We start from the raw sequence: 17645 nt of genomic DNA, 5'->3' as shown, positions 1-17645 counted from the left end.
CTATTTATTGAATAGCTGCGGTGGTTGCGGGTTCCGCGCCGTCTATCGGTGGTGCTACCGGATTTAAAATCTCGTCTGGCAACTCTTCTACCGTTGGAATCTCATCGATATCTCCGTCACAGGCGCTGCCAGAGTAGATGGCGCGTTTGATCAAGCCCTGCGCTAGTAATGATAAACCGCCAGTGTATATCGCTGCACCGGTAGATAAACCCGAGGTAAACATACCTGACGGGTCAGCCACAATTTTCGGTTTGCTAAATGTGCCGCCTAGGCGCACGAGCCCGGCAGCTGCGCCAACATTTATTCCTACGCCGGTGCGTGCAATCGGCGAGACACCAAGTAGTAGTTCCTCTTTGCCAATATCAATATTGCCCGTGCCTATTATCTTGGTTTGTTCTGTTTCTAGCGCGATACCGTCGTCGCTGAAAAACTTACCGTTAGTGCCTTTAAAATGCACCGCGATGCACTCGATGTCGGTTCTTGTTTTCTTTTCTGAAAACGGATTGAGTTTGTCGATCGTTTCGCTTAGTACGTCTGAGCCAATTAGATTCAGCGCATTGCCCTGTGCTACGAGGTTGGTGATTTTCATATCTAGGTTGGCATTCATGTTCGAAGCGAGCTGATGGGGTGTGCCGCCTTTGCTGTCGGCATCAAGGCGGATGCGCCCCGCGCCGTTATCGATCCCCGCTGCTTTATTTAGCCCTAGTTTGCCATAATCTTCGGCATCGACACTGAATCTAAGGTCTAGCGTCGGTGTGGTTTGACTGGTGTCTAGCTTGAGCGCAATCTTGGCTTCGCCACCGTCGAAGTTAATCGTTGTGTCTTTTAGTTTGAGTAGACCGTTCTTCAAGGTGGGCTTGAGCTTGGCTTTGCGGATGAGATTGTAGCCAGTGTCTATGTCCTCTAGCTGGATTTGCAGTTCTGCGTTTACGGTTTTGAGTACATCGAGCGCGATGGGATCATTGCTAATCAGTTTTTGCTTAGATGACTTTGGGGTCGGTTTATCTTCTACCGGCTTTTCATCGCTGGCTACTGGGTTAAGAAAAGCAAGGTCAATTTTTCTAAGTGAAATGCTGCCCTTCAGACTGGCGATTTCTGTGGCGCTGGCAGCAGGGTTAAAGTGTAGGTCTACGTCAGTGCTTTGTTCGCCGAGCGCGCTATTTCCTTTAATGGAGTAGCTGTTCGCGGTGGTTTTTATCGCCGCATCTATGGAGAAAGCGCCGGCCTCCTGCCAAGGAAGCTGGGCGACAGTCCAAATGGCTTGGCTGCTTTCTGCTTGAGCATTTAATTGCAGCTCTGTTCCTGCTACACCATTAAGATTGACCTTGCCGGTGGTTTCCGCGGTAATGCCATGCTGGGTGGTTTTCAGTGAAACCTTAACGTCGCTGCCGGTGGTCTTTACTGCTAGTGGCGTTAGGGACAGGTCGGCGGTGAAGTCCTTGATATCTCGCTTCGTTGCTAATTCTGAAATTTGTGTCGCGCTCAACTTAAGCGCAATGGCTTTCTTTATCGCGATAGTTGATTTAATCCCACTTAGTTGCCAGCCCTGAGCACTCAGTTCATCCACGGTGAGTTTGAGTTGCACATCGGTGTCATCTAGCCAGGCCCAATCCATCTCGGCTTCTTTATTGTCCACTGTGACTGCGGGTGGCGTATTGCTTGGCGCGCTTTCCGATGCCTCTGACGATGGAGGTAATAAACTGTCGATATCCACAGCAGCTGAACGCAAATTGCCATTTACCGCCGAGCTTTCAGCATTTATGTTTAGATCACCCTGAATCTTACTGTCGTTGAGCTGTAGGACGATATCGCTGAGTTCATAGTTTGGGGTAATAGCAATCTTCGCCGACAGTTTGGTGATGGGTAGCTTGGGGATGTCGGTATTTGCCAACTTGGCCAGCGCGTCTGCACTGCGAAGGTCGATGTCAACGGAGAGGGTGCTGCCATCCAAATTGGGGCTGAGAACTAATTGCCCTTTGCTTTTTATGTCCAAGTCTTCGTGATGGAATGAAAGGTCGTAGCCCAATATGCCTTTTTGAGGATCAAAAAGCGTAATGGCGCTGCTGAGCTCGACATGCTGTTCTAGGTAGTCGAGACCGATATAGAAATCACCATTGCCTGCTTCGATGCGCTCCGCCCGCACCTCGGGAAGAAATATTCGGGTCTCTTCGCCTTTCTTGTTGCGCCATTGTAGGGCGACTTCTTTTATCTCGATATGATCAAAATTAAAGTCGCCCGGTAGGAGCGGCCCATCACTTATTTCGTCGGGGACATCGTTATTTGGATCAGTCTTCAACTTGCCACTTATCCAATTAAGCTCGCCGTCCTCGTTTTGTTCTACGTTGATACTTAATTTTTTTGCGCTTAATTGCCAAAAGGGTTTGTCGCCAAATGGGCTTTGGATTAATGCAATGGTGATATCGCCAAGCGAGAGTAATTCGGGGCGTGGCCACTCTGGGTTACTTACCTGCAAACCGCTAATTTCGAAGCGTAGCGGATTCATATGCGACTGAATGTCGATAATGTCGACATCGAGACCGGCAAAGCGTTGCGCGCCGCTGCCGATTAGTCCGCGTAGTAAATGGGGTTGTATCACGCTAATACTTAGGGTCACAAGGACTAGCAGTATGAGTAGGCTTAAGCCTAGAAGAATTTTTTTAATCACGTTGAATACTCTTTTACGGTATTAGGCTTCACGATGCTGTCTGGTGTAAATGTCGCCCAATAGTCTTACGATCATCGGCGTGTTGCAGATGGTGTAATGCGGATGATGCTTGTGCTTACATTAACATCGCGGTGACATAGATGGTACCTTTGCCCTAGTGCTTGACAAGTAACTAGGGCTGCCATGTGATCTGTTTAGCGCTGTGTGTAGGGTATTCTTGCGGCGAGAATACCAACAAATTTATGAGAGATATTTACGTGGAATGGCCTGATAAATTAGTTAGTGGCCGTTTGCTAAAACGCTATAAGCGTTTTTTAGCTGATGTGGTGTTGGACAATGGCGAGGAAATAACCGTTCATTGCCCAAATACCGGCGCAATGACGGGCTGCGCGGTTCCCGACAGGAGGGTGTATTTGCTCAATAGTCATAACCCCAAACGCAAGTATGCCTTCACCTGGGAGTTGGTGGAGAGCGAATCAGGCAAATTGATTTGCATACACTCTGCTCGAGCGAATGGTCTGGTTGCCGAGGCTTTGACGAAAGATATCATCGCGCCGCTGTCTGACTATAAGCACATCCAGCGTGAGAAAGCCGTGGCGTCTGGCAGTCGTATCGACTTTCTACTATCGAGTGACTCTCCTGATATTGCCGATTGCTATGTCGAGGTGAAATCGGTCACCTTGCATTGCGGTGATGGTGAAGGTGCGTTTCCCGATACGGTGAGTACTCGCGCGGCGCGCCATATTGAGGAGTTGGTGAGCTTAAAAGGGCAGGGTTTTCGTGTTGTTTTGCTGTTCGCCGTACTGCACGAAGATATTGATAGTGTTAGACCTGCGATCGAGATTGATCCGCACTATGCTCAGTCCTTAAAGTCGGCGGTTGATAAGGGGCTCGAGGTGTTAGCCTACAAGGCGAGTATCAGTGAACGTGGCATCTCGCTGGTCGAATCGCTGCCGGTCAATTTATAGGTGACGTAATATTATGCGCTTGTTAGCAGCCATTTAGAATTCACCGGTTAGAATGATATTGCCGTCTTCGAGTTTGCTGCTGATTTGTTCTAATGCCTTGCCGTGGCATGGGCCTGCGATACATTCTCCAGACTCAATGATAAATAATGCCCCGTGGGTCGAGCATTGAATGAGTGAGTCGTCGAAGTCTAGAAATTGATCTTCTTGCCAATTGAGTTCGATGCCGATATGTGGGCAACGATTGCGATATACATACACTTCGCCGCGCTGGCGCACCGCAAAAATAGATTTTTCCTGAAACTTAAAGCCCTTGGAGCCGGGGTCGGCAATGTCGTCAATACGGCAAAGTGTAAGCATAGATTCGGGATTCTTAACTAAGAGGTTGGTTCAATTATGCGATCGTCACTTTCGCTTTTAAAGGCATGACGGATTGCCGGCAACATGCGGTCGACCGCATCGCGACCTTCTACAATCGCTTCAGCGGCATAGCTAAATTCCAGCAGCCCAATATGACCAAGTCGTGGCCAGAGCATAATGTCGGCGGGTTCACCTGCAAGTCGGCTGCGGGTGATGCGATCTTGCATAATGTTTATGGCGCTCATCATTACGCCCATTGTGCTTGGGGGCTCTGATTTCTTCGGCGTGTCGGTGTTTCGGAAGTTACTGGCCGCTTCTTTAATTGAGGTGGCAAAGCGACCAAAGGCGGCGCCGAAGAAGGGGTCCTCCTCTTCGCCCTCTTGAGGAAGTAATTCTTCCTCTTCCGATTCCTCTTCTTCAATTGTTTCTTCATTTGCCGGTGCTTTGGTGTCCGTCATCACCCGTTGACGGCCAATTAAATCGCTGTTTAGGTCTACACCGATGATGATGTCGGCGCCTAAGGCACGGCACAGCGAAACGGGAACTGGGTTGACTAAGCCGCCATCGACGAGCCATGAATTACCGAAGGCGACGGGGGTTAGCACGCCGGGGATGGCCATCGATGCTCTTACCGCATCCCAGAGTGGGCCGCGCTGCAACCACACTTCTCTACCGCGTAGTAAATCTGTGGCAACCGCAGCAAAGGGCATATTTAGATTTTCAATATCTGGATTGCCGTATTCGCTTTTAAAGAACTCTATCAGTCGGGTGGCTTGGGCAACCCCGCCGGTGGCGGTTAAGCTGACGCTCATGTAATGGAGTACTTGGGTTGTGCTAAGTGACTGTATCCAGTTGGTGAAGTGCTCAAGTTTACCTGTTAAATAGCAGCCGGCTATCACGGAACCTATGGATGTTCCGCAGATGATATCCGGCTGAATTCCCAGCTCACCTAAGCGCTGAATAACACCAATATGGGCCATGCCTCTCGCCGAGCCACTACCCAGAGCAAGGGCAACTTTTTTATTACCAAGGGAGGTATCATCCACGTTCTACGTACTCCGGAATTTCAACACACATCAATTGTCGGTAGTATGATGCTAGGTTTAGGCACAACTCAACCAAACCGATAATTTGTACCTAAAATAGGGTAGTTATGAGTCGCGATAATATCAGCACCGATTTGCTGTTAGGGCAAGATGAGTCTGCAATGTCTTTGCTGGACGGCGTGTATGTTCATCGGGATATTGTTGCTTCGTTAAGCGCGCTTAAATCAGACGCGGCGGCAGCGGGTTTTGACCTGCGTGTGATAAGTGGTTTTCGGGGCTTTGAGCGGCAGCTGGCGATTTGGAACGCCAAGGCGATTGGCGATCGGCCTTTGTTAGATGATAGTGGATGCGTTTTGGATTGGGCCACTTTGTCGCAGCCTGACGTTATGGCTGCCATATTACGTTGGTCTGCATTGCCGGGGGCGTCGCGACATCATTGGGGCAGTGATGTCGACGTGTATGATGCGGCGGCGGTACCAAGTGATTACAACGTGCAATTAACGCCGGAGGAGGTGGCGGATAATGGCGTGTTTGGCTCCATGCATAAATGGTTAGATAGCGAGTTTGCAGCGGGACGTGGCCATGGGTTTTTTAGGCCTTATAATATCGATCGAGGTGGTGTGGCGCCGGAGCGCTGGCATTTAAGTTATGCTCCTTTGGCATCTCAGTGTGATATTGCGATGAGCGCAGAACTACTTCAGAAAGCACTGGTTAAGCGCCCAGATTTGCAGCTTCGGGATCTGGTATTAAGTGAGTTACCGAATATATACCAACGTTATATCGCGGTGCCGGCCAGTTGTTATCCGCCAGTATACGCAGAGATATTACGATCAACGGAGTCGTTATGAGTATTACCGTCAGCGAACTATGGACTGCCATGACTAAGGAGGGACGAGAGTACGGTCGTAACGAGCCAGTCTTGGCAAGTTTTTATCACGCAAGCATCTTAAATCACGCAAATTTCGCCGATGCCCTGAGTTTTCATATCGCGGCTAAGCTAGATTGTGATTCAGTACCGGCAATGTTGATCAGAGACGTGTTTAATGAGGCATTTGCCAATGATGAACGTATTGTAAATTCTGCGGCCATGGATATTTGCGCGCATTTTGAACGCGATCCAGCGTGCGATCATTATGGAATGCCATTTTTATACTTTAAGGGCTTCCAGGCCATACAGGCGTATCGTATTGCGCATTGGTTGTGGGGGCAGGGGCGAGAGTCCCTTGCTTTATTTTTGCAAAATCGCATTGCCAGCGTATTTGATGTGGATATTCATCCCGCAGCTGTGATTGGTAGCGGAGTGATGGTGGATCACGCCACAGGAGTGGTGATAGGTGAAACCGCCGTGATTGGTAATAATGTATCGATGCTGCATTCGGTCACCTTAGGGGGCTGTGGTAGTGGGCCCGGCACGCGCCATCCTCGTATTTGCGACGGGGTGTTGATCAGTGCGGGCGCAAAGGTTCTCGGCAACATCGTGGTTGGTGAAGGCGCGAAAATAGCGGCGGGAAGCGTCGTGTTACATGACGTTGCGCCGCATTCAACCGTGGCAGGAGTGCCAGCTAAACAGGTTGGCAGCTTATCTGCGGAACTACCTGCGCTGAATATGGATCAATACGTAAACGAAGATAGTTGAAAAATTATTTAGCGCAGCTAGGTAGTTGTGTCAGGCTTATTAGATTACATGTGTTATATTTTGAGCAATAGTGGCTTTATAGAAAAAGCGAGGTTCATGTGAGCGTTAAACTACTGGATAACAAAGCATTCTATGGTTATAGAGTGCGCCGTACGGTGGCGGGTAAGTTGTATCAGGAGTATTTCTCGCTGAAGACTGGAGGCGCACGCCTCGAAGGTAAATCGAAAAGCGATGTTGAACAAGAAGCTCTGTCCCGTGATGCGGTGTTAGAGGCTCAGCAACAGCGTTATTTAGAGGAGACCAAAGAGGATCGTTGCTTTAAAAGCGATGGTACGGTGCGTGGTATTAGCTACTTACTCAAAACTGAAAAGAGCGGAAATTTAACGCCTATATTTCAGGTGGGTGTGGCGTCAAAGGTGGAAAATAAAACAGTATGTACCAGCTTTTCACTTAATGCCCACGGCAGCGATGATGCTTGGCAGCGTGCTGTAGAAGCTTACGCGAAGCATAAGTCGATTCGCAAGAATACTAAGTTATATCAACGTTTGATAAAAGCGATGCCAAACGTCTCTTGATATAGCAATTACTTGCCGTAGGGCATGGCTTGCAAACTTTAAACTCGGGGTCTATGTAAATAGGCTCCGTTTTTTTATGTCGGGCTTTTTTACTTCTCAGAGTGGAGTTTAAATTCTGTGGGGTATTAAGCGTCTAAGGCGGCAGTTCTTACGGGGAGTGTGACGGAGCCGGCGGGCGGCTCCGTGCAGGTGCTTAGCCTTTGTAGGCCGCCGCCGCTTTCATGATTTCTGCTTTGGCTTCTTCGCTGCCAGCCCAGCCATCAACTTTAACCCATTTGCCTTTTTCTAGATCTTTGTAGTTTTCAAAGAAATGCTCAATTTGCTTGATCAGCAATTCAGGCAGGTCAGAAGGTTCTTTTACGTCTTTGTATAGCACGGTCAATTTGTCGTGTGGTACCGCCAGCAATTTAGCGTCTTTACCTGCTTCGTCGCTCATGTTCAAAATGCCGATTGGGCGCGCGCGAATTACTGAGCCTGGTACTACTGGGTAAGGCGTTACTACTAAAACGTCCAGTGCATCGCCGTCTTCAGATAGCGTGTTCGGGATGTAACCGTAGTTCGCTGGGTAGAACATCGGGGTTGCCATGAAACGATCGACCATCAGAGCGTCGAATTCTTTTTCGATCTCGTACTTGATCGGGCTGCTATTGGCAGGGATTTCGATAGCGACGTAGATGTCATTTGGTAGGTCTTTACCAGCGGGAATTTGGTTGTAGCTCATTGTGGGCTTCCATTTCAGATTGCGTTGGGGTTGATAAATCTGCGCAGATTATAAACTGTGTGCGGGTGGATTACCAAAGGCGTGGCGGCGGTATATCTGTTAGAGGGACGAAACAGGGGTAGTTTGGCGAGGGTGTGGAGAGCGGAATAGGGCGATTAACACCCTATTCCGAGTACAGTAAATTAGTACTGGGACTCAGGCATGGCAATGACCATGCCGTCCATTTCATCTGTAATAATAATTTGGCAGCTTAGGCGGCTGGTTTCTTGGGGATCTAGCACGCAGTCAAGCATGTCTTTTTCGGTGCTGTCAGGTTCGCCAGCCTTAGCTACCCAGGCCGGGTCAACATAGCAATGGCAGGTCGCGCAGCTGCAACAACCGCCGCATTCACCCAAAATACCGTCGATACCGTTATCAACCGCAGCTTGCATGATACTGGTGCCGACTTCCGCATGAACTTCCTGGGTCGCACCGTCGTGAGATTTGTAAATAATTAATGGCATGGTATGTTTTCTCGTGCTTTTGATTAGTTGAATACGTCTTTGATTTCAATAGACTCGTCGGCAAGTTTTAGCGGATCTGCATTTTGTCCTGCTGCAAGAGCGCGCTTAGTCATCATGAATTCTTTGGGGCGGTTAATTGCATCGACCGCGATAAGTCGGCCTTCGCAGAAATAAAATGCGGCAAAGCTTCTGCCTTGCTCACTGTCTCCACGGATGACAACTTGATCGAATCCCTGAGACAGACCCGCAATTTGCAGCTTTAGATCGTACTGATCTGACCAAAACCAAGGCAGTGCATTATACGCTTCTGGTTTACCACAAATGCTCTTCGCCGCTATCTTCGCTTGATCGGTGGCGTTCTGTACCGACTCTAAGCGCAGTTTGCGATCGTAGATGGGGTTGTAGTGATTAGTACAATCCCCAGCCGCAACGATGTCTGCGTCATTGGTGGTGGCAAATTCATTAACAGCGATGCCATTGTCTATGGTGAGCCCAGCGGCTTCTGCTAGCTCAATGTTGGGAATAACACCGACACCAATAATCACAAGGTCAGCGTTCACTGTTGTGCCGTCTGCAAGACGCACGCCTTCAACGTGTTTGTCACCGACAATGGCATCTACGCCCGCTTCAGTGCGAATATTCACACCTTCCTCGGTGTGAATACGGGTATAAAAAGCTGAAACTTCGGGGGCGGTAACACGCTGTAATACGCGTTCCATGGCTTCTATTACGGTGACGTTCATGCCAATTTTACGCAGTGACGCCGCTGTTTCTAAGCCGATATAGCCGCCGCCAATAATGACGGCAGACTTACCGGGGCCGGTAAATTTATGGGTTTGCTTAACGTCGTTAAGGTCGCGCATATAGAAAACACCAGCAAGTTCACAGCCGGTGAAGGGGATCTTACGTACACGAGCACCGGTGGTGAGGGCCAGCTTGGTGTAAGAAATCTCAGCGCCGTCTTCAAGGGTGATCTTCTTTGCATCGCGGTTGATGTTGGTCACCCGCGAACCTAATAGCAGGTCGACGTTGTTTTTTTCGTAAAAATCTGCGGCGCGAATCAGTAATTCGTCTTCGGTCTTTTCGCCAACAAAAAACGCTTTGGATAAAGGCGGGCGATGGTAGGGCAGATTAGGCTCATCGCCAATTAGCGATATTTTGCCTTCCCAGCCTTCTTGTCGCAGGCTGGAGACTAACTGTGCTGCCGCGTGGCTGGCGCCGATAATAATGCAATGATCAGTCATAATAATTTCCAGGAGGCTCTTGTTCTGTTTCATGTTGTCTTGCGGTCTGCCGTAAGACTCATGGATTATGTGTTTTATAGGTACTTACTTTAAAGATACCTACTTTTATGGTACTTCGGTTCGTCCCACCACGGATAGAAATCTGGCATGTGCGTTGACACCTGATTTGTAAACTCCGAGGGCCGTTTCTCTATGAATGATACAACAACTTCAGTGGCATCGCTGCTTCGTCCTCGGCTGAGTATTACCCTGCTGTCCAAACTATGGGCATCCATTGGGTTATTCATATCCAGTCCGCGCCACAACATTTGCCTGATCAGGGCTACGGAAACTGGAGGAGTATTGTCCGCGATTTCACGTGCAATTGCATAGGCTTCAGGAAGTAATTCTTGCTTAGAACACACTTTTCTGATCAATCCGCCGTCTTTGATCTCGAAAATTGGATAAACACAGCCGCTGCAGCACCGTTTATCGCCACAATAATCGGTTTGATGCATTGATAAAGTCGCAGGGTGACTAGGCCGCCGATGTCTCTTACAGATTCGTCGTTGTAATCGAGAGCGTAGTCCGCACGTACTGCAGATTCACCGTCGCCTTGCACGTTAGGTATCTTTGCCAGACGAGAGGTCGGCGCCGGCACAAAATGGGCGGACCGCGCCAGTAATCACCACGGCTTTAACTTTGTCGTCGGCGTCTATATGGTCTAACACCGCAATAAGGTCGTCGGCCATACCGGGTGTGAACGCATTGAGTTTATCGGGACGGTTGACGGTAATCGTTGTAATGCCGTCTTTAAGCTTATAAAGCAGATATTGGAAGTTCATCAACGTTCTCGTCCCGATAGGCAGTTGATTTATTGGCCAGTGAACTTGGCGGCTCGCTTTTCAACAAAGGACGCAACGCCCTCATCGAAATCCGCGGTTTGACCGGCAATTTTCTGGAGTTCACGCTCGGTTTGTAAGCTTGTTTCCCAGTTTGAATCTACTGCTGTCCATACCGCTTTACGGATTAGGCTCAGCGCTATTGTTGGGCCATGTGCGAGTGCAAGGCCGGTCTTAAACGCCTCGGTTTCTAATTGATCGTCAGCCACTACGCGGTTGATTAGTGCCCAATCGAGTGCTTTTTCAGCGCTTAGGCGGTCGCCTGTCAGCATCAGCTCCATGGTGCGTGCTCGGCCGATAGTTCGGCTTAGCAAATGCGTCGAACCACCATCGGGTACCAAGCCTATCTTTGAAAATATCTGTATAAATGTGGCATTTTCGCTGGCGATGATCATGTCGCCAGCAAGGGCGAGTGAGGCGCCGAAACCCGCCGCGCTGCCCCTTACCGCTGAAATCCAGGGAATTGGCAGATTTTTCAGCTTGATCATGATGGGGTTTAGGTATTTTTCCAAAATTAACCCAATATCGCGTTCGCTGCGATCAGCCGACATCGGCGTTAGCGGGTTATTTGGGTTAAGCGAAGCGCCTGAACAAAATCCTCGTCCAGCGCCAGCGAAGATCATGGCGCGTGCATTTTCAGATAGGTAATCAATGGCATCAGAGAGCTCTTTGACCATGGTTGGTGTAAGCGCGTTTAAGGTTTCTGGTGCATTCAGGGTGAGAATACCGACGGATTCGCGAATCTCAACGGTGATTTCTTGGAATTTCATTTTATATCATCCTATTGTATCGGCATCTAATACGACTGTGCGCATACACAGTATGAGTTTTGTCTTGATACCGAGGAGCTGAGTCGCCCGGTATTTTGCATGTCTTGGCCGCAATGCGCCATGCTCAATGGTCTAAAAGTCGGTTTTGCACTTACCGATACAGCGAATTTATAAGCTGAGACGGGTCCAAAGCTCTTCGATTAACGGGTTTTAATACATGGATTAGTCATACCGAAATGTAAAGGTGTTCGCCCTTTAACTTATCTGCGATACAGAAAATTTCGCCGAACCTTGTTATTCTTTGTCGCCGCCCGTTACAGGAAATAGTACAAAAATGCCTCCTATGTCACCGCTACCTTCTTCTTTATGCTGACCGATGAGCAGCGACTGGTAGCGCACCACAGTAGTGGTCACGCGAGAGTAACGGCGGTTGCGGGTGCTGGAAAAACAAGCACAATGGTGCGCTTTGTACTTGAACAGCTTAAGTCAGGTGTTGATCCGCGCCTAATTCGGGTGGTGATGTTTAATAAAGCTGCACAGGAAGATTTTAGTAGCAAATTACAGCTTTCTGCCGGGCCCAGTGTCACATTGCCGCCGGTGCGAACGTTTCACGCAATGGGGCGCAATTTAGCAATTTCGCTGGCGAGGGAGGGCTACCTTCCGACTTTTGATCCGACGCCACTCAGCGATGCTCAAATTGCGATTGAAATGTTGCGCGCGTTACAGGCCTCGGCAGGGACGTCGGCACAGCGCTCAGCCATCCGTGAAGAGCAGCAGCAATGGCTAGATGCTTTTACCGGTTTTGTTGATTTGGCAAAGTCTAGCTTGCATACCCCGGAAACCTGCTTTTTTACGGCGGGCTATGCTGATCAATATCAACTTTTTATTGAAGCCTTTGCTCGTTTCGAAAAATGGCGCAAGGCTGAGGCGAGAGTTACATTTTCTGACTACCTATACGATCCCTGTTTGGCAATCGCCGCTAAGCCAGAGTTGGCAAATTTTCTCGCCAACCGTGTCGAATTGTTTGTTGTAGATGAGTTTCAAGATATCAACGACATCCAGTTTTTTTTGCTGAAAACCCTTGCCGGTGATCGCGCGCGCATGCAGGTGGTGGGTGACGCTGATCAGTGTATTTATGAATTTCGCGGGGCGCGTCCAGAATATATGCTCAAACATTTTGGTGAGAGCTACCCTCATCGCAGCTATCAAATGTCACGTACCTTTCGCTATGGCCATTGCCTTGCTTTAGCCGCGGCACATCTTATCGCCCACAATCAGCGTCGGGAGCCGGTTTTATGTATCAGTGCAGAGACTGCGCCTGAGACTAAAATTGAATTGTGTTTGCAAACGATGGATGGCTTCTCGCTTGCAGAAGTGTGCTTGGCAGAATACAAAAGTGGCCGGCCGTTTCGAGATATGGTGTTTTTGTGCCGGACTTGGGCGCAGGCGGCACCGGTCGAACTAGTGTTGTTACAGCGTGGCATACCAAATCGCATTGCCGGCGGCAGCCGTGTGCTCGAGCGGCAAGAAACCAAGGTCTTGATGTTTTTGTTGCGGGTGATGGCGGGGCAGTTTTTTGAGCAGGATGCCAGCGATTGTGAACAACAAATATATGATTTTTTGCGTTTTTGTGAGTTAAAAATTAAGCACGAGATTTTGCGCGGCTATGCCCTGAGATCATTGCAGAACGGGGCGGGTTTTAATGCGCTGCGGATGTCCGAAGATAGTCTGTCGGTCTATCAAGAACAGCGTCTGCAGCGTGTTGCAGATGCACTTACACGGATTGAAAAATCAGCGTCGGCTGGCGCGGGCGTGGCGGCATTTTTAACCGAGTTAGATCTACTTAAGTCTATTCGCGACAATGCATTGAATAGGGAGGATGGCGAAAACAGAGCGGCGACGGTGAGTGCCTTTGTTAGCTTTATCGCGATGCAGAAAGATCAAACGCCGTCTGCCATGGTCAGCCTCATTGAGGGTTTAAGGGATACAGGCAGTAAACCAAATGACAGCGCCTTGCTCACCGATGCGGTTACGATTACCACAATGCATCGGAGCAAGGGCTTGGAGTGGCCGGTGGTAATTTTACCTGGTTTGAGTGCGCACTATATGCCGTATCAAGCGGGTAATCGGCGGCGACCGGATGATGAACAAGAGGAGTCTGAGCGACGTCTGATGTATGTGGCGATGACCCGCGCCATCAATGCGCTGTATTTGTTTGCGCCTGGTGTAGATTGCCGCAATGGCTGGGATGGCGGCTTACGGCCAGAGTTAAATCTACTTCCCAGCCCCTTTTTGGGTGAAATGAATATTCCATTGGCAACGGAGCTAGGCGCTAGTATTAGTAAAGGCGATTTTGAAAACAAACTTACAATCCCGCAGACCCCAATTTCCTCGCGATATCTCGAGGCTTTGGCGTTAGCTGATGACTTCTCATCTGATAATCGAGGAGAAGCAAGGCTTGATTTAGGTGATGTGGTTCGTCACCGTCATCATGGCGAGGGACGTGTCGTCGCCATTGATGAACATGGCATGGCAGTGCAGTTCGATACCGGCAAAGTGTATTTCTCGTCAATATTAGTTAACCACGTCTTAGACATCATCGATGGGCCAACTGAGGGAGCCGTGTTAAGTGACAATAGTGGCGCTTTCGCCAGTGGCGATGTTTTAGCGCACAGTAAGTTTGGCCGGGGAGTGGTGTCCTCCGTTGACGAACGTTTCATTTATATTCGTTTTCGCGATGGCGACAGAACATTTCGGCGGGACTTATTTCACGCAACCCGTATTGCCTAGTGCGGCTTTGGTTTTTCTCAATGGCTATCGACGAACCATATCGTGGCGAAAAGGTCTGAGAACTATGCGGCGTATTCGCTGCACTCATTTCCTCGGAGGTGGATATGAACAAGATAATGATAAAATGTAATGTGGTGATTGTATTGAGTTTGGCCCTGCTTGCCTGCGGCGTCGTTAAAGACGATGAGATGGGGCTAGATGAACGATTAGCTGAATACGGTTATCGGCCTGGTGAAAATGTTGATCAAATTCAGTCGTATCGAATCAGTGATTGGACCTACTTAGATAGCCAGCACATCATGTTTAGCAACGGCCTAAGTGAACAATACCTCGTGAGTTTAAAAACCAATTGTCGTGAACTACAAAGCTCTCAAACTCTGTTATTCAAAACGCGTAATAGCGCGCTGTCAAAGTTTGACGAGGTTGTTGTGCCGGAGACTGGCGTTTCTAAACACTGCAGTATTGAGTCTATTTCTAAACTGCATCGCACCGAATAGTTCAGCTTTCGATGCTCGCGTGTTTAGCTAGGATACGTCTATGTCGCTAAAATTATTAACGCACTGGTGTTGAGGGTGCGTTAATAATTTTGCAGGCTCTCGCTGAATCCACACTGTCTGCATGCCGCTAGTTGCCGCGGCATCAACCTCTTCAACGATATCTGACACGAACAAAATATCCTCTGCGGGAAGTCCGATGGCTTCTTGTATTGAACGGTAAGAATTTGCATCGCGTTTGGGGCCGGTGGTCGTGTCGAAATAGTCCTTGAACAAATACCGCAAATCGCCCCCGTCATTAAACCCGAAGAACAATTTTTGCGCGTGTACTGAGCCAGAAGAATACACATAGAGTGTCGTCCCATTTTGGTACCACTCGGCGAGTTTTTTCAGTGCGTCTGGATAAATATGCGCTGTGTAGTCGCCATTGCGGTAGCCGCGACCCCATATAAGACCTTGGATCGTTTTTAGCGCAGTTACTTTTTTATCGTCAGCTATCCACCGTAGCAGCTGGGCGACTAACTTCTCGGTGTCGTCGATATCGATATTTGCGTTTTTGGCCACACTCTCTAAAGCAGACTCTACTTCGCTGACGCCGCGCTGTGTGCGGATAAACTCTGGCAAATTCTTTGCGGCGTAGGGAAATAAGACTTTATGCACAAACTCGATGGAGCTGGTAGTACCTTCAATATCAGTGACTATCGCTTTGATCACGGCGTATTCCTTTTATACAGTTCAGGAGTCGAGTCGCGAATAACGCGTGGCGATATCGTTACCAGTGTAATTGGCTATCCAGCCATCGGGATTGTTGAAGAAACGAATCGCGACCAGATCGGGCTGGGGGCCGAGATCGAACCAGTGTGTTGTGTTCGCGGGTACGCTGAGGAGGTCGCCTTTTTCGCAGGTTACTTCAAAAACCTTATCGCCAATATGCAATGCAAATAAGCCTTGGCCCTGAACAAAGAAGCGTACTTCGTCTTCGCTATGGCTGTGTTCGTCTAAAAACTTTAGTCGCAATGCATCTTTCTGCGGATTGTCCTTGGCAATGCTGATGACGTCCACGCTTTGGTAGCCCTGTTCGGTAATTAGCCTTTTGACGTCACTTTCGTATGCGCTTAACACCGCCTCTTGACTGTCTCCCGCGGCAATATCGTTTCGTGTTTGCCACTGTTCAAAGCGGACGCCGACGTTACTTAATAGCTTGCTAATCTGATCTGCGTCACGTGTGCTGGTCAACGGGTGCTTGTTATCGGTATCTGAGAAAATACTCAATTGGCTCATGATGGGCTTCCTATCGCGCTAGACGCGTCAATGCTAATTCGCAATCTAAAAGAAAATCTAAGGCTTCAAGGTTGCGCATGCAGCTGTTTAAATCCTCGGCCCAGCAATACACACCGTGACCGCGAATAATATAACCGGGGCACTTAGGCTGCGTTGCCAGATAGACGTCAACCTCCGAGGCCAGCGAGCTAATGTCTTGGGTGTTGTCAAAAATTGGGATATCGACGCTGGTATTGTGAGTGTTTATGCCATCAAAGGCTTTTAGTAATTCATAATCGCTGAGAGTAATTGATCGCTGTGCTGCCAGTGCTTTCGACAGAACGGTAGCCTTGGGTGAGTGGCAGTGTAAAACCGCACCGACGTTTGGAAAACGCGCATACAGCTGGGTGTGTAACTCAGTTTCTGCAGAGGGCTTGCCGTCACTAATGGCGTTACCCTTTAGATCTACGGCAATAAAGTCTGTGGGGCTGAGTCGGCCCTTATGTTTGCCTGATGCCGTGACGATGGCAGCGTCGAGACTTAGACGTGCGGAAAAATTACCACTGGTCGCGGGTACCCAGCCGCGCTGATAAAGATCTTCGCCTGCGGCTGCCAAGGCAATTGCTTGTTGATAAAAGTATTTACTATCAATCATTGTTCCACCTATTACTTTATTTTCGCTTCAGCAAGGTGCGCAAGTACTTTACTGCGATCAGGCTGATAGATAATGCCGTGTTCAGTGACAATAGCATCTATCAGTTGCGCGGGTGTGACATCGAAGGCAGGGTTGCTGGTGATCACGTCTTCAGGGGCTATTCGCTTACCGAAACTGTGGGTTATTTCATGGGCGGGGCGCTGCTCTATTGGAATTTGCGCGCCGTCAATGTCGGCGTCGAAGGTGCTTGTTGGAGCGGCAACCATGACCTTGACCCCGTGATGTTTAGCAATAATGGCCAGGTTATAGGTACCAATTTTATTAGCGGCATCACCGTTGGCGGCGACGCGGTCTGCGCCGACGATAATCCAGCTAGGTTTGTGTTCGCGCATTAAATGGGCGGCGGCGCCTTCTATAGCCAATGTCACCGGAATACCGTCTTGCATGAGTTCCCAGCTTGTTAGTCTTGCGCCTTGTAACCAGGGACGGGTTTCTCCGGCAAACACCCCACGTATTTTCCCATCTCGGTGGGCTGAGCGTATGACACCTAAGGCAGTGCCATAGCCGCCTGTGGCAAGTGCGCCGGCATTGCAGTGAGTGTAAACAATGCTGTCGGAGGGAATTAAGCTGGCGCCAAAATCACCAATGCGTTGATTAATCTCTAGGTCTTCTGCATGAATTTGTACTGCAAGTGCGGTGAGGGCTTGCAAAAGCTGGCCACCATTGCCGTATTCTTCAATAACGCGGTCGCAGCGCTCTAAGGCCCAGAATAGATTAACCGCGGTAGGGCGGGAATTTGCCAGAGATTCTCTCGCTGGGCCTAAGGCCAAGCACCATGCAGCAACGCTGGCTGGTGACGTGTTGATTTGTTGCGCAGCGAGCACCATACCGTAGGCTGCGGTAATGCCGATTGCCGGCGCGCCGCGTACCACCATGTCGCGAATGGCATCGGCGACAGCAAAGGGATCTTGGTAGTGGAGGTATTCGCATTGGACAGGCAAAATACGCTGGTCTAGCAGTTGCAGTTGATTGTTGGACCAGATGATAGCGCTTGGAGTAGCCACTGATTGCCTCCACTTT

General features: G+C 49.3%; 20 protein-coding genes. 6 read left to right on the top strand and 14 right to left on the bottom strand.

What is annotated here, in order from left to right; translation table 11 throughout:
- Positions 1 to 4 precede the first annotated feature (4 nt).
- Positions 5 to 2665, bottom strand: coding sequence for an AsmA family protein (locus O9X78_RS02890; RefSeq protein WP_269618108.1), 2661 nt, complete (start codon positions 2663 to 2665; stop codon positions 5 to 7).
- A 242-nt stretch (positions 2666 to 2907) separates the two neighbouring features.
- Between O9X78_RS02890 and sfsA the strand changes: the two genes are divergently transcribed.
- Positions 2908 to 3633 (top strand): DNA/RNA nuclease SfsA, encoded by a 726-nt coding sequence (gene sfsA, locus O9X78_RS02885; protein WP_269618107.1) that lies wholly within the window; start codon positions 2908 to 2910, stop codon positions 3631 to 3633.
- A gap of 33 nt (positions 3634 to 3666) precedes the next feature.
- Here sfsA and O9X78_RS02880 read toward each other — a convergent pair whose 3' ends face one another.
- Positions 3667 to 3990 carry a Rieske (2Fe-2S) protein gene (locus O9X78_RS02880; RefSeq protein WP_269618106.1) on the bottom strand — a complete coding sequence of 108 codons (324 nt, stop codon included), beginning with the start codon at positions 3988 to 3990 and terminating at the stop codon, positions 3667 to 3669.
- Between the two features lie 17 nt (positions 3991 to 4007).
- Entirely contained in the window at positions 4008 to 5036 is a 1029-nt protein-coding gene (locus O9X78_RS02875) for a patatin-like phospholipase family protein (RefSeq protein ID WP_269618105.1), read from the bottom strand.
- Between the two features lie 107 nt (positions 5037 to 5143).
- On the opposite strand from O9X78_RS02875, the gene O9X78_RS02870 reads away from it, so the two are divergent.
- The 3 genes from O9X78_RS02870 to O9X78_RS02860 all read left to right on the top strand — a co-directional run bounded on the left by O9X78_RS02870 (position 5144) and on the right by O9X78_RS02860 (position 7247).
- Positions 5144 to 5884 carry a M15 family metallopeptidase gene (locus tag O9X78_RS02870; protein ID WP_269618104.1) on the top strand — a complete coding sequence of 247 codons (741 nt, stop codon included), beginning with the start codon at positions 5144 to 5146 and terminating at the stop codon, positions 5882 to 5884.
- Positions 5881 to 6672, top strand: coding sequence for a serine O-acetyltransferase (gene cysE / locus O9X78_RS02865; protein WP_269618103.1), 792 nt, complete (start codon positions 5881 to 5883; stop codon positions 6670 to 6672). Before O9X78_RS02870 ends, cysE begins: the two co-directional genes overlap by 4 nt.
- Positions 6673 to 6770: 98 nt before the next feature.
- Positions 6771 to 7247 carry a hypothetical protein gene (locus tag O9X78_RS02860; protein ID WP_269618102.1) on the top strand — a complete coding sequence of 159 codons (477 nt, stop codon included), beginning with the start codon at positions 6771 to 6773 and terminating at the stop codon, positions 7245 to 7247.
- Positions 7248 to 7440: 193 nt separating this feature from the next.
- On the opposite strand, the gene ppa is transcribed toward O9X78_RS02860, so the two are convergent.
- The 7 genes from ppa to O9X78_RS02830 form a co-directional block, all read right to left on the bottom strand.
- A complete protein-coding gene (ppa, locus tag O9X78_RS02855; protein WP_269618101.1) occupies positions 7441 to 7968 on the bottom strand; it encodes an inorganic diphosphatase in 528 nt (175 codons plus the stop codon).
- 182 nt (positions 7969 to 8150) lie between these two features.
- Positions 8151 to 8471, bottom strand: coding sequence for a 2Fe-2S iron-sulfur cluster-binding protein (locus tag O9X78_RS02850; protein ID WP_269618100.1), 321 nt, complete (start codon positions 8469 to 8471; stop codon positions 8151 to 8153).
- A 23-nt stretch (positions 8472 to 8494) separates the two neighbouring features.
- The gene (locus tag O9X78_RS02845) at positions 8495 to 9715 is read right to left on the bottom strand and encodes an NAD(P)/FAD-dependent oxidoreductase (RefSeq protein WP_269618099.1); all 1221 of its coding nucleotides are present in this window, start codon (positions 9713 to 9715) and stop codon (positions 8495 to 8497) included.
- An 89-nt stretch (positions 9716 to 9804) separates the two neighbouring features.
- Entirely contained in the window at positions 9805 to 10212 is a 408-nt protein-coding gene (locus tag O9X78_RS20905) for an enoyl-CoA hydratase-related protein (RefSeq protein ID WP_350339230.1), read from the bottom strand.
- Entirely contained in the window at positions 10128 to 10316 is a 189-nt protein-coding gene (locus O9X78_RS02840; protein WP_269618098.1) for a hypothetical protein, read from the bottom strand. Before O9X78_RS02840 ends, O9X78_RS20905 begins: the two co-directional genes overlap by 85 nt.
- A gap of 1 nt (position 10317) precedes the next feature.
- Complete coding sequence (locus tag O9X78_RS02835; protein ID WP_269618097.1) at positions 10318 to 10539, bottom strand: enoyl-CoA hydratase-related protein; 222 nt, start codon at positions 10537 to 10539, stop codon at positions 10318 to 10320.
- A gap of 29 nt (positions 10540 to 10568) precedes the next feature.
- Positions 10569 to 11366: an enoyl-CoA hydratase-related protein gene (locus O9X78_RS02830; RefSeq protein ID WP_269618096.1), complete on the bottom strand. Its 798-nt coding sequence runs from the start codon at positions 11364 to 11366 to the stop codon at positions 10569 to 10571.
- A gap of 366 nt (positions 11367 to 11732) precedes the next feature.
- Here O9X78_RS02830 and O9X78_RS02825 point away from each other — a divergent pair, with 366 nt between their 5' ends.
- Positions 11733 to 14156 carry an ATP-dependent helicase gene (locus O9X78_RS02825; protein WP_269618095.1) on the top strand — a complete coding sequence of 808 codons (2424 nt, stop codon included), beginning with the start codon at positions 11733 to 11735 and terminating at the stop codon, positions 14154 to 14156.
- A gap of 104 nt (positions 14157 to 14260) precedes the next feature.
- The gene (locus tag O9X78_RS02820; protein ID WP_269618094.1) at positions 14261 to 14653 is read left to right on the top strand and encodes a DUF6491 family protein; all 393 of its coding nucleotides are present in this window, start codon (positions 14261 to 14263) and stop codon (positions 14651 to 14653) included.
- Positions 14654 to 14680: 27 nt separating this feature from the next.
- Here the strand turns inward: O9X78_RS02820 and mtnC are convergent, their stop codons facing one another.
- The 4 genes from mtnC to mtnA are packed head-to-tail and all read right to left on the bottom strand — an operon-like array spanning position 14681 to position 17629.
- Positions 14681 to 15364, bottom strand: a complete 684-nt coding sequence (gene mtnC, locus O9X78_RS02815) for an acireductone synthase (RefSeq protein WP_269618093.1) — start codon at positions 15362 to 15364, stop codon at positions 14681 to 14683.
- Between the two features lie 21 nt (positions 15365 to 15385).
- Positions 15386 to 15931, bottom strand: a complete 546-nt coding sequence (locus O9X78_RS02810) for a 1,2-dihydroxy-3-keto-5-methylthiopentene dioxygenase (RefSeq protein WP_269618092.1) — start codon at positions 15929 to 15931, stop codon at positions 15386 to 15388.
- A gap of 10 nt (positions 15932 to 15941) precedes the next feature.
- Positions 15942 to 16565, bottom strand: coding sequence for a methylthioribulose 1-phosphate dehydratase (locus tag O9X78_RS02805; RefSeq protein WP_269618091.1), 624 nt, complete (start codon positions 16563 to 16565; stop codon positions 15942 to 15944).
- A gap of 11 nt (positions 16566 to 16576) precedes the next feature.
- Positions 16577 to 17629, bottom strand: a complete 1053-nt coding sequence (gene mtnA / locus O9X78_RS02800; protein WP_269618090.1) for an S-methyl-5-thioribose-1-phosphate isomerase — start codon at positions 17627 to 17629, stop codon at positions 16577 to 16579.
- Between the last annotated feature and the right edge of the window lie 16 nt (positions 17630 to 17645).

The organism is Zhongshania aquatica, from assembly GCF_027257955.1.
Taxonomy (GTDB): domain Bacteria; phylum Pseudomonadota; class Gammaproteobacteria; order Pseudomonadales; family Spongiibacteraceae; genus Spongiibacter; species Spongiibacter aquatica.
Note: the sequence above shows the minus strand (reverse complement) of the source record. Positions and strands in the feature narration are given on the sequence as shown.